A 12,303-nucleotide genomic window follows, 5' to 3' on the forward strand; every position below is an offset into this window, starting at 1 on the left:
GAGTTAATCATTTAATTTCCAAATGACAAGCGGTGTCCCTAGATCGAGGCTCAGGAGAATGCCCATGTCGCTCGCCCCCTCGATTTCAGTTCCCCACAGCCGCTTCAGCACGTTGCCGCTCGCTATCGGCCTGTTCTGCCTGCTCTGGAGCTACGCCTTCGTCGCCGGCAAGATCGGCGTCACCCATTGCCCGCCGCTGATCCTGCTCGCCGCGCGCTTCTCGCTCGCCGGCATCTTGATCCTGGGCGCCACGCTGATCCGCGGCGGCTGGTCGTTGTCGTGGCGCGACGCCGCGATCTTCGCGGTGCTCGGGATTGCCAACAACGCGCTCTATCTCGGCCTCGGCTACACCGGCCTGCAATCGGTCTCCGCCGGCCTCGGCGGCCTGATCGTCTCGGCCAATCCGGTCTTCACCGCAGCGCTCGCCGCGCTGCTGCTCGGCGAGGGCATGACCTGGCGCAAGGCCGGCGGCCTGCTGCTCGGCATCACCGGCGTGACGCTGATCGTCTGGCATCGGCTGTCGGTCGGCACGGATTCCCTGCACGGCATCGTCTTCACGCTGGCTTCGCTCGCCTCGCTCGTCGCCGGCACCATCCTGTTCAAGCTGCTGGCGCCGAAAGGCTCCTTGTGGATCGGCAATGGCGTGCAGAACTTGGCTGCCGGCATCGTACTGACGCCGGTCGCGTTCACCTTTGCCGACATCCACGCAATCGACGTCACGCCGGGCCTGATCGGTGCCTTCGCGTTCCTCGTGCTCGGTGGCTCGATCCTCGCCTACTGGCTCTGGTTCCATCTCCTGAAAGTGTGCGGCGCCACCGCCGCCAGCGCCTACCATTTCCTGATGCCGCCGCTCGGCATGCTGTTCGCGTACTTGGTCCTTGGCGAGCACGTCGAGGCCCGTGACCTCCTCGGCATCATCCCGGTCGCGCTCGGCATCTATCTGGTGACGCGGCCGGCGAAGGCGGTGGCGTAAGTTTTCTGTTCGTCATGGCCGGGCTTGACCCGGCCATCCACGTCTTCGTCGCCGCGCGCAAGAACGTGGATGCCCGGGACAAGCCCGGGCATGACGGTGGGAAGGCAGTACGCGTCTCTCAATCCTTCCGGAAAACGATCGACGCCATCCATCCCGTCATCAGCGCCATCGCGGCGGTGACGAGGCCGTAGATCAGCCCGTTCTGCCGCGCGGTCGTCGCGACGAACTGCTCGAAGCCGACCTTGACGATCTCGAACGCGGTCTCGGTCTTGCCGATGAACGCGCCGTTCGCAAACAGTCTGATCTCGACCTCGTAGGTCCCGATCGGCACCTCCGCCGGCAGCGGGATGCCGGTGCGGAACAGGGTCGGCGTCAGGAACGTGACGGCACTCGGATCCTCGCGATAGAGCCCGCGCTGGGTGCGCAGGCGGATGAAGGCCGAGCGGAATGCGTCGTTCGGCACCACGTCGGCAAAGTCGCCGCTGACCCGCTGCGTCAGCAGCACGTTGTTCAGCCCGATCTGCTGGCGCCGCGCGATCTCGGGCGAGGTGATCGCGTCGAAGGAGCGGTTGGCGAACAGCGCCAGATAGCTCGGCACCTGCAGGAATTGGCGATAATCGGTGTTGATCCAGATGCCGAAGGTGCGTTCCTTCCGCCGCGTCACCATGTCGGCGCGCGGGCCCATCACGGTGACGACGAGATCGTAGGCCGTGCGATCGGCGGGCGTCGTGCTGTCCTTCTCGACCGAGCCGAACAGCACCAGCTCCTCGCCGGAATAGTTCGGGGTCACCGTGACGCGGTGGTTGGAAACCGACACGATCAGCCGCTCGGCCCGCGCCACCGAGCCGAGCATGAGGATGAGAAGCGCTGCGAAGAGCGTGCGCATCAGCTGCTGCCCCCTACCTCGCGGATGGTGAAGAGGTCCGCGGGCTGGATCACCAGCTCGATTGCGAAGCGAATTCCAACCGAGAGGATCAGAAGGCCGAGCAGCAGCCGCAGCTGTTCGCCGCGGATCTTCTGCCCGGCACGGACGCCGAACTGCGCGCCGGTGACGCCGCCGACCATCAGGATCAGCGCCAGCACGGCGTCGACGAGGTGATTGGTCACCGCATGCAGCATGGTCGCGAACAGCATCGTGACCAGCGTCAGCACCATCGAGGTCCCGATCACGGTCGAGGTCGGCACCCGCAAGAGATAGATCATGATCGGCACCAGAATGAAGCCGCCGCCGATGCCCATGATGGCGCCGATGAAGCCGATCATGATGCCGACGACCACCACGGGGATGACCGACAGATAGATCTTCGAGCGCTTGAACCGCATCTTCAGCGGCAGGCCGTGGATCCAGTTGTGCGTGCGGCGCGGCGGCAGCGCGCCGCGCCGGGTTCGCATCAGGGCGCGCAGGCCTTCCGAGAACATCAGGCTGCCGACCGTGGTGAGCAGCACCACGTAAGAGAGTGCGATCATCAGGTCGAGCTGGCCGAGCGCGCGCAGCTGCGTGAAGGTCCACACCCCGAGCGCCGTGCCGGTGATGCCGCCGCAGAGCAACACGCCCGCCAGCGCCGGATCGATCGCGCGCCGCCGCCAATAAGACAGCGCGCCGGAAAACGAGGAAGCCGCGATATGGCTCGCGACCGAGGCGACCGCCACCGCCGGCGTGATGCCGATGAAGATCAGAAGCGGCGTCATCAGGAAGCCGCCGCCGATCCCGAACATGCCCGAGACGAAGCCGACCGCGGCGCCCATCGCCAGCACCAGGAAGACATTGACGGGAAGATCGGCGATCGGAAGATAGAGCTGCATCGAAGGACCACGCTCCGGCGAGACTGATCAACTGGCGCAAAATGCCCGCCGGACGGTCGGGACGTTTGCCGCGCCTCTCAATAGCGGAATTTGGAGCGGGGAGGGACCCGGAATTTCGGGCGTGGTGAATGCGTTAAGCGGAGAGGAAAAGGAGACTCGATCTTTGCGACACCGGCGGTGCGCTCCCTCCCCCGCCTGCGGGGGGAGGGCTGGGGAAAGGGTATCTCAGCATTGGGACACCCAAGAGGAGAGAATCCCCACCCGCCGCGCTTCGCGCGTCGACCTCCCCCGCAAGCGGGAGAGGTGCACCGAGCGCGCGGCTCGTTTCGTTCGATCTAAAGCTTAATGCGCCGCCGAAGCCGAGCGCTTAGCTGCGACCGCCTTCGGTGCCGGTTTTGCGCTTGCCTGCGGTGCGCTGTCCCAGCCGCCGGCGGGCGCCGTGACGTTGACGGCATCGGCGGGCTGCGGCTCGGCGCTGAAGGTCTGGATCGCGAGCTTGGCGGCCGCGAGCGATTGCGGGTCGAGGCGCTTGGCGACGTCGTCGCGCTTGCCGGATGCGTCGGTGTCGCCCAGCGCGGCGGCGAGGCTGAACCATTTGTAGGATTCGGCGAGGTTCTGCTCCACGCCGATGCCCCGGGCATAGAGGATGCCGAGGTTGAACTGGCTGTCGGCGACGCCGCGATCGGCGGCCTTGCGGAACCACTGCGCCGCGCTCTTGTAGTTGGCGCCGCGTCCACCGCCGTCGGCGTCGAGTACCGCGAGATTGTGCATCGCCTTGGCGTTGCCGCGCTCGGCAGCCTGGGTGTAGTAGCGGCGGGCGATGTCGGCGTCCTTCTTCACGCCGAGGCCCTTCTCGTAGAGCGTGCCGAGGCGGAAGGTCGCGGGGATCACGCCGGCCTGCGCCGCGCGGTCATACCATTTCGCAGCTTCGTCGTAATTCGTGGCAACACCCTTGCCTTCGGCAAAGCGCAGGCCGATTTCGTAGGCCGCGGTCGCATCGCCCTTCATCGCGGCGGTGCGCAGCAGCGGGCCGCCGATGCCGTCAGGCAGTTTTTCGCTCGGCGGCACCTGGATCATGCCGAGCTTGGCGCGGCTCGTGCCCGACAGCGCGCCGGTGACGTCGCTGCTCGCGGCAGGCGGCGGCACGGCCGCGGCGGGCGCCGATGGAATCTCAACCGAAGCTGAGCTGGCGGCAGGAGCAGCCGGCGCGGCGTTGTTCTGGGATTGCCGTCCGATCGGCGTCGGCGAGGTCATCGATGGCGTGACCTGCTCGGGCGTGGCGGGCTTGTTCTCGATCACCGGCGGCGGCGGAGCCTGCGGCGCCGGCTCGCTCAACGTATTGTCCATGGCCTGCGGCGTCGGCGGCGGGCTGCCCTCGAGCAGGTTCATCGCCATCTTGAAGGTGCCGAGCACGATGACGACCACGCTCGCGCCGACCAGCAGCGAGCGGATCTTCGAGGTGATGGTCGAGCTGCCGTCCTTGTCCTTGGCGCGATCGGCGCCGGCCTTGGCACCACCCTTGGCACCGCGCGCCGGCGCTTCCGGCTGTGCGGCGGCGGCTTGAGCGGCGCGGCGGGCGGCCGCGATGAAGCTCGACGACGATACCGGCTCTTTCGCAGCAGCGGGAATGTCGCTGATCGCGCTTTCGGAGGCGGCGATGCGTTCCGACGGCGTGGCAACGCGCCCACCCGGCCGTGTGCCCGGCTCGAGCGGATGATCCGGCGGCAATTCCGGCGCGAGCGCGGCGCGCGCGGGCACCGTGTGCGGCTCCAGGATCTCGCTGATCGCGCGCGGCGGCACCGGTGGTGCCGATGGCACCGGCGGCGGCGAGGCGGGGGCAGCGGCATGGAATTCACGCGGAGCGGCGGAAAAGGCGGCTTGAGCGAATGCGCTTTGGGCCTGTTGCTGCGCGGCGGGGTTCGGCAGCTCGGGCTTGGGATCGTATTTCGGCTGCTGGGCTTGCGGCCGCGGCTCACGCGCCATCGGCGGCGCGGGCTCCATGGGCGCGGCCATCGGCATCGGCTGCGGCGCAGGGGCCGGCGGCGCGGTGCGCACCGCGCGCAGATCGCCCTCGATCATCGAGAGGCGGTCGACGACATGGCCGAGCGCGCTGTGGACGGCGTCGAGCGAATCCTGGGTGCTGCGGTTGGTCTCGGTCTGGCTGAAGCGGATGTCCGACAGCTCGCGCCTGACCAGATCGACCATTCCGGAATCGTCCGGGGCCGCGGAGCTGCGGCTCTCGGCCAGCGCAGAATAGGTCGCCTGCTGTCGCTCGAGGTGCCTGAGGATGTCGTGCAGCCCGTCCTCGACGCGGCTCAAATTGCCGTTGCGCGGATCGGCGGCGGCTTCGATCCGCTCCAGCAGATACGAGACGCGCTGTTCGAGATGGGCAAAGGTCGAGGCCGAATCGTTGCCGACCTGCATGCGGTCGAAACGGTCCGACAGCGCGCGGATCGCGGATTCCAGGTGCTCGGTGCTCTCGGTGGCTTGCGGCCGCTCGCGCGTTTCCAGCGCCGCGGTGAGCGCCGCAATGCGCTGCTCCAGCACCGCAAAGCTGTCGCCCTGGCCGGAGGCGCGGGTGACCTGGTCGACCTTGGACGACAGCAGCTGCACGTCTTCGGACAGGCGTGCCAGCGCTTCGTTGGAGGCGACGTTGGAGACGATGCCCCGCAGCGCTGCGATCGCGCTTTCGAGCTGATGCACCGTCGAGGGATCGTCATTGGCGCGCAGGATCAGGTCGAGCTTGGCGCCGAGATTGCGGATCGCCTCGTCATAGCCGGTGAGCTGCTCCGCCGGCGTCAGCGTGCGCAGCACCTGCTTGATGTCGGACAGCGCGTGCTCGATGCCCGACAGCACCTGGCCGTCGGTGCCGTTGGAACGTGTCTCGTCGATCCGCCGGTGCAGCGAGCGGATCTCGTTCTCGATCGACTCGATCGCGCGCCGCGGCATCGCCTCGGTGATGGCATTGCGGATCTCGGCAAGCTCGCTGCGGAACGCGTTGATCGCCTGCTCGGTATTGTCGGGACGCTGCAGCGACTCGATCTGGCTCGTGATCTTGAGCAGATGGCGCTCGAGTGCGGAAAAATCCGGCCCCGGCTGCGGTGGCGGCGGAGCATAGGCAGGCGCGGGCGGCGCCATCGGGGGTGCGAAAGGAGCGGCCCAGGGAGTTGCATTGGGCGCAATCGAGGGCGCGGCACGCGGCGGCATTTGCCGCGGCGTGAAGCCGTCGAGCTCGCTCTGTCGCGCGGTGATCTCGGCGACGGCGACGTCGAACGAAGCGGGGCTCAGGGGCGGGGCGTTGCGATAGACCTGCGCTGCCGCACGCTCGACCGCATCGGCCTGGCGCTGGCGCGTATCGGCCGGCGCGGGGCGCGGAGCCGGAGGTTGCTGCGGTTGAGGCTGCTGCGGCCTCGAGATTTGCGACAGCCGTGCATCGAGCCGCGAGATCGCATCGTTGAGCTGGCGCGCAACGCCCTGCTCGCGCGCGACGTCTGGCCGCGAAGGGTCCTGCCGCGACGAATCTTGTCGTGAAGTATCCCTGCGCTGCGCGGGCTTGGAGATCCGTTCGATCTGCTGGGTGATCGCGTCGAGCCGCTGGTGGATGTCGGCGACTTCGCGGCTCTCCTGGCTCGGAGCGGGCGGAGCTTGCGGACGCTGGTCGTAAGGTTCGCGAAAGTTCGGGGGAGCAGTCTCGCCGAGGGTGGAGTTCAGCCAATCGTTGAGTGACATGCCGGCACGACGCGCAGCAGCTTCGGCCCGCTCCCTGACGGATGGATCGATGCCGTCAACACTCCACGATACGCGCGAATTCATGACTCTGTCCGGTTCCGACTCCGGCGCCCCACCCGGCGCCTCCAGTCTCCCCACGCGTGCCGGTTGCAAGACAATCGGATTTGGCGCGGGTCGTCTGCCTCGAAAACCGACTTTTGTCCGTTACGGTAAATAACGGGTTAAGGAACGCGTCGCCGGTGTCTTAAAGTTGGGCGGGGAAACCACCGGACAGGTGCGCTATCTCCTCCGCGCCGACACCTTGCCCCCTCATTGCCGACAGCGCACCTAGCGCCCCGGCGGATGCAAGCGGGTGTCCAGGGCAAACGGCTCCTGCGATCTCATGCTGTAGGAACCGGCAGCGTTGGACGCGGTGAAGATCAGGTTCCAGCTCGCCGTCGAAACCACGCTCGGAATCACAACGAACCTGTGTGTCGCCAGCAAGCCATCCCCGAATGCCTGCTGGCCGGCACTTGGTAGGCCCAGTCTCAGCCAATTGGGATTTGGAATCGTGTCGGGCGCAACCACGAAGACACCGGCCGGATCAATGGTGGCCGACGTGATCACATGGGGCACTATGTCCAGAGCCCGAAAGCCCTTATGGACGGCGACCTCCAGAATCGCTGTTGCAGGATCGATCGAGCAATATACCGCACGAACGCCTCTGCTGTTCCAGCGACCGCCGACGAGAAAGGCGCCTTCGCCACTGTCCCAAGTCGCTGAGAATTTGGATTGATCAAGACGCCAGGCCACCAGCTCGGAGCCTCCGAGCGCGGCGGGAAGCGGTGTCACGCGTAAACGCCGTATTCGAGCCGTGCCAAAAAGTCTTCGACCAGTTCAACGCCGGCTGGCGTCGCCAGCAGGTCGATCGGTTTGCGTTGATCGAGGCCTATGGCCGGACGCTCCAGCCACTGCTCGGCCTCCTCCTTTGATCCGAAAATCGAAGTCGCCTTCGCCAATATCTCTGCAAGCTTCCATGCGCGGCCGCTCTGCTCGGGGCTGAGCTGCCGAATGTCTTCGGCCGTATGGCGCTGGTAAGTTCGATGGCTCATTCCGATCGCTCGCGCGAACGAATCGTCCCAGCGGAGAAAACGCGAAATTTGCGACCAGATACACCAGCGCCTTGGACGGAAGACCATTCAGGAGAAGTTCGTGAGCCTCCAGCGGACTCCGGGGCATCTTTCGAAAGGTGGAGGTCCCTCCAAGAAGTCGGGCGACCGCTGCCAACCTGGCAACGTCGGGGGATTGAGCAAGTTCGTTCATAAGCAATCTCGCCACTTGTCGTTTGTAAGATGACAGGTGGCGCCCAGACTTTCAAGGGCACGGGCAGATGGCCGCCGCGGGCCGAACTCAACCCTTCCCCTCGCGCTTGCCGTCTTCCAGCGGCACCACCGTGGCCTTGCCGCTCATCGCCGACAGCGCATCGAGCGTCTCTTCGCAGAAGTCGGCCACCATCTGCTCATGCCGGGCGCCCAAGCGGAGCAGGAGCAGGTTTCCGAGATCAAGCCGGCCCTCCGCCGTTCCCTCCGGGAAGCGCTTCTTCAGGATGCGCTCGTAATTGGCGTGGCGGTCGCGGTGGTGTTCCAGGCGGGCCATCAAATCGGTGCGCAGCGGCTCGATGTCGATGCTGTCGAGCGCATGGAGGCGGACCAGGAGGTCGTCCTTGGTCGAGGCCGGCGTGCTTGGCCGCGCGGCCCAGTGCCGCAGCGCTGTTCTGCCCTCCGGAGTAAGCGTATAAACCAGCTTGTTGGGCTTGCCTGTTTGCACGACCTCGCGTCCCTGGATGTGGCCGCGGTCGCGTAGCTTGGAGAGTTCCCGGTAGATCTGCTGGTGGTCGGCCTTCCAGAAGAAGCCGATCGAGGAGTCGAATGTCTTGGCGAGTTCGTAGCCCGTCATCGGGCGTTCCGTCAGGCATGCGAGGATTGCGTCGCCCAGTGCCATGACCGGCCCTCCTTCTTCGACCTCGACCAACTCGCTTGACTTTATGCGCATTGGCGCATATGCGTCAATGTGCATATGGAGTATGCGGGGCGGCCTCAAAATCCGGCCTGTGAAAGCTCAACGAAATCAATCAGCTCGCTACTGTGCATGGGGTTGTTTTCGCATTTTTTATAAGGCCTTGAGGGAGGCACCCGAGAATGACCGGTCTCGACTCCTGGTACGGCTACATGAAGTCTCATGATCGCGCCGCGCTCTGGGACCTCCTGCATCCCGACGCCGTCTTCGAAAGTCCCGTCGTGCATTCGCCGCAGCGCGGGCGCGACATCACCTTCAAATACCTCTCCAGCGCCGAGAAGGTGCTCGGCGGTCCCGGATTCACCTATGTCGGTGAGTGGACCAGCGAGCGCGGCGCCGTGCTCGAATTCAAGACCATGATCGACGGTATCGAGATCAATGGCGTCGACATCATCAGCTTCGATGCCGAGGGACACATCACGAATTTCAAGGTGATGGTGCGTCCGCTCAAGGCGATCAACATGCTGCACCGTCTGATGGCAGAGCAGCTGGCCGCCCAATCATGACCCTGCCCCGAGGTTGTAGAACCCGCTAAGCTCGCGGATGAAGCTGCGCCGCAGGGATCGTTCAGAGAATTCCACCACTTCAAGCCCATGCCGGGAGACCGCAATGCCGATCTACAAAGCCCCCGTCGAAGACGTGAACTTCCTGCTCAACGACGTCTTCCAGATCGACCGCTACGACAATCTGGCCGGCTTCTCCGACGCGTCGAGCGACGTGCGCGAAGCCATTCTGGGCGAAGCTGCCAAGCTCGCCGAAGAGGTGCTGCAGCCGCTCAATCGCGTGGGCGATCTCGAAGGCTGCAAGCGCGCCGATGACGGCAGCGTCACCACGCCGAAGGGCTTCAAGGAAGCGTTCAAGCAGGTCGCGGAGGGCGGCTGGCTCGGTCTGTCGGCGCCGACCGAGTTCGGCGGCCAGGGCCTGCCGGTGACGCTCTCGCAGGCGGTCAACGAATTCCAGATCTCCGCCAACATGGCGTTCTCGATGTATGGCGGTCTCACCATGGGCGCGACCGCGGCGCTGATCGTTCATGGCACGCCCGAGCAGAAGCAGACCTACGTGCCGAAGATGGTCGCCGGCGAATGGACCGGCACCATGAACCTGACCGAGCCGCATTGCGGCACCGATCTCGGCATGCTCCGCACCAAGGCGGTGCGGCAGGCCGACGGCAGCTTCAAGATCACGGGCACCAAGATCTTCATCTCCGCCGGCGAGCATGACCTCGCCCCCAACATCATCCACCTCGTGCTCGCGCGCATCGAGGGCGCACCCGCCGGCATCAAGGGCGTGTCGCTGTTCGTGGTGCCCAAGTTCCTTGTGAATCCGGATGGCACAGTCGGTGCCCGCAACGGCGTCGTCTGCGGCTCGATCGAGCACAAGATGGGCATCCACGGCAATTCGACCTGCGTGATGAACTACGACAGCGCCACCGGCTGGCTGATCGGCGAAGAGAACAAGGGCATGCAGGGCATGTTCGTGATGATGAACGAGGCGAGGCTCGGCGTCGCCGTGCAGGGTCTCGCGCAGTCCGAGGTCGCCTATCAGAACGCGGTCGCCTATGCCCGCGAGCGCATCCAGGGCCGCTCGCTCACCGGCGTGAAGGCGCCCGACAAGCAGGCCGACCCGATCATCGTGCATCCCGACGTGCGCCGCACGCTGCTCTCGATCCGCGCCTTCAACGAGGCCGCGCGCGCCTTCGTGATGTGGACCGCGCTGAAGAGCGACGTCGCCCACCGCTCCGAAGACCCGAAGGACCGCCAGGCCGCCGACGACCACATGGGCCTGATGACGCCGGTGCTGAAGGGCTTCCTCACCGATTACGGCTTCGCCAACGCGGTGCAGGCGCAGCAAATGTATGGCGGCCACGGCTACATTGCCGAGCACGGCATGGAGCAGTTCGTGCGCGATGCGCGCATCGCCATGATCTATGAAGGCGCCAACGGTATCCAGGCGCTCGACCTCGTCGGCCGCAAGCTGCCGCGCGACGGCGGCCGCGCTATCATGGCCTTCTTCGGCGAGGTCATGGCCTTCGCCAAGGAGAACGGCGGCGACGAGGCACTGAAGCCGTTCATCACCCCGCTCTCGACCTCGCTCGGCCATCTCCAGCAGGCGACCACCTGGCTGATGCAGAACGCGATGGCGAAGCCCGACAATGCCGGCGCTGCCGCAACCGATTACCTGCATCTCTTCGGCTTCGTCGCGCTCGGCTACATGTGGGCCAAGATGGCCAAGGTGACGAATGCCAAGATTGCCGAGAGCGGGGCGACGCCCTATCTCTCCACCAAGCTCGTCACCGGCCGTTTCTTCATGGAGCGGATGCTGCCGGAGACCGCCGCCAATCTCGCGTGCATCCAGGCCGGCTGCGCCACCATCATGGAATTGCCGGCGGAAGCGTTCTGAGCCTGCTTCCGCTGCCTGCTCCCAATCGTATCGAACATCACATCAGGAGGGCGTCATGCCTGAGGCATTCATCTACGACCACGTTCGCACCCCCCGTGGCCGCGGCAAGGCCGACGGTTCGCTGCACGAAGTCACCGCGCTCGCGCTCGCGACGGTGCCGCTGAAGGCGCTGAAGGACCGCAACAATCTGCCCGAGGATTCCGTCGACGACGTCATCCTGGGCGTGGTCGATCCGGTCGGTGAAGCCGGCTCCGACATCGCGCGCTTCGCGGCGCTGAAAGCAGGTCTCGGCGAAGCCGTGCCCGGCGTGCAGATCAGCCGCTTCTGCGCCTCCGGCCTCGATGCCGTGAACTTCGCCGCAGCCCAGGTGATGAGCGGCCAGCACGAACTCGTGATCGGCGGCGGCGCCGAGTCCATGAGCCGCGTCGGCATCGGCGCCTCCGGCGGCGCCTGGCCGATGGATCCCTCGATGGCGGTGCCCGCTTATTTCATGCCGCAGGGCGTCTCGGCCGATCTGATCGCCACCAAATACGGTTTCTCGCGCGACGATGTGGATGCCTATGCGGTGCAGAGCCAGCAGCGCGCCGCGAAGTCCTGGGAGGAAGGCCGCTTCGACAAGTCGATCGTCCCGGTGAAGGATATCAACGGACTCACCATCCTCGCCAAGGACGAGCACATGCGTCCTTCGACGACGATGCAGTCGCTGGCGCAGCTGCAGCCCGCGTTCACGATGATGGCGCAGATGGGCGGCTTCGACGGCGTCGCGATCCAGTCGCACCCGGAGATCGAGCGGGTCAACTACGTGCACCATGCCGGCAATTCGTCGGGCATCGTCGACGGCGCCGGCGCCGTGCTGCTCGGCAGCAAGGACGCGGGTGCCAAATTCGGCCTGAAGCCGCGCGCAAAAATCCGCGCGTTCGCCAACATCGGCTCGGAGCCGGCGATGATGCTGACCGGTCCGGTCGACGTCACCGAAAAACTGTTCGCGCGCTCCGGCATGAAGAAGTCGGACATCGACCTGTTCGAGCTCAACGAGGCCTTCGCCTCGGTCGTGCTGCGCTACATCCAGGCCTTCGACATCGACAACGCCAAGATCAACGTCAATGGCGGCGCCATCGCGCTCGGCCATCCGCTCGGCGCGACCGGCGCGATGATCCTCGGTACCGTGCTCGACGAGCTCGAGCGCACCAACAAGTCGACCGCCCTGGTGACGCTGTGCATCGGCGGCGGCATGGGCACGGCGACCATCATCGAGCGGGTGTAACGAGCTGCCGTAGGGTGGGGGAAAGCGAAGCGTGCCCACCACTGCCGTCTTTCGCGAATGATGGTGGGCACGGCGCAAG

The 12,303-nt window shown here is 65.8% G+C and carries 9 protein-coding genes and 1 pseudogene; 4 read left to right on the forward strand and 6 right to left on the reverse strand.

Annotation, left to right across the window (positions count from 1 at the left end; all coding sequences use genetic code 11):
• Positions 1-64 precede the first annotated feature (64 nt).
• Positions 65-973 (forward strand): DMT family transporter, encoded by a 909-nt coding sequence (locus CIT39_RS03590; protein ID WP_094973359.1) that lies wholly within the window; start codon positions 65-67, stop codon positions 971-973.
• A 118-nt stretch (positions 974-1,091) separates the two neighbouring features.
• Here the strand turns inward: CIT39_RS03590 and CIT39_RS03595 are convergent, their stop codons facing one another.
• From CIT39_RS03595 to CIT39_RS03620, 6 genes and pseudogenes are all read right to left on the reverse strand, one after another.
• Complete coding sequence (locus tag CIT39_RS03595) at positions 1,092-1,859, reverse strand: TIGR02186 family protein (RefSeq protein ID WP_162308329.1); 768 nt, start codon at positions 1,857-1,859, stop codon at positions 1,092-1,094.
• Positions 1,859-2,776 (reverse strand): sulfite exporter TauE/SafE family protein, encoded by a 918-nt coding sequence (locus CIT39_RS03600; RefSeq protein WP_094973357.1) that lies wholly within the window; start codon positions 2,774-2,776, stop codon positions 1,859-1,861. The genes CIT39_RS03595 and CIT39_RS03600 overlap by 1 nt, the downstream gene beginning before the upstream one ends.
• Positions 2,777-3,118: 342 nt before the next feature.
• Positions 3,119-6,589 carry a tetratricopeptide repeat protein gene (locus tag CIT39_RS03605; RefSeq protein ID WP_162308330.1) on the reverse strand — a complete coding sequence of 1,157 codons (3,471 nt, stop codon included), beginning with the start codon at positions 6,587-6,589 and terminating at the stop codon, positions 3,119-3,121.
• 243 nt (positions 6,590-6,832) lie between these two features.
• On the reverse strand, positions 6,833-7,336 hold the full coding sequence (locus tag CIT39_RS03610; RefSeq protein WP_094973355.1) for an RES family NAD+ phosphorylase: 504 nt from the start codon (positions 7,334-7,336) through the stop codon (positions 6,833-6,835).
• Positions 7,333-7,807: pseudogene (parS, locus tag CIT39_RS03615) on the reverse strand (type II RES/Xre toxin-antitoxin system antitoxin). Before parS ends, CIT39_RS03610 begins: the two are co-directional and overlap by 4 nt.
• Positions 7,808-7,894: 87 nt before the next feature.
• The gene (locus tag CIT39_RS03620; RefSeq protein ID WP_094973523.1) at positions 7,895-8,485 is read right to left on the reverse strand and encodes a PadR family transcriptional regulator; all 591 of its coding nucleotides are present in this window, start codon (positions 8,483-8,485) and stop codon (positions 7,895-7,897) included.
• Between the two features lie 197 nt (positions 8,486-8,682).
• Here CIT39_RS03620 and CIT39_RS03625 point away from each other — a divergent pair, with 197 nt between their 5' ends.
• The 3 genes from CIT39_RS03625 (at position 8,683) to CIT39_RS03635 (ending at position 12,224) form a co-directional block, all read left to right on the forward strand.
• Complete coding sequence (locus CIT39_RS03625) at positions 8,683-9,066, forward strand: nuclear transport factor 2-like protein (RefSeq protein ID WP_094973353.1); 384 nt, start codon at positions 8,683-8,685, stop codon at positions 9,064-9,066.
• Between the two features lie 103 nt (positions 9,067-9,169).
• Complete coding sequence (locus tag CIT39_RS03630) at positions 9,170-10,960, forward strand: acyl-CoA dehydrogenase C-terminal domain-containing protein (protein ID WP_094973352.1); 1,791 nt, start codon at positions 9,170-9,172, stop codon at positions 10,958-10,960.
• Positions 10,961-11,015: 55 nt separating this feature from the next.
• The gene (locus CIT39_RS03635; protein ID WP_094973351.1) at positions 11,016-12,224 is read left to right on the forward strand and encodes an acetyl-CoA C-acetyltransferase; all 1,209 of its coding nucleotides are present in this window, start codon (positions 11,016-11,018) and stop codon (positions 12,222-12,224) included.
• Positions 12,225-12,303 lie beyond the last annotated feature (79 nt).

The organism is Bradyrhizobium symbiodeficiens, from assembly GCF_002266465.3.
GTDB lineage: Bacteria > Pseudomonadota > Alphaproteobacteria > Rhizobiales > Xanthobacteraceae > Bradyrhizobium > Bradyrhizobium symbiodeficiens.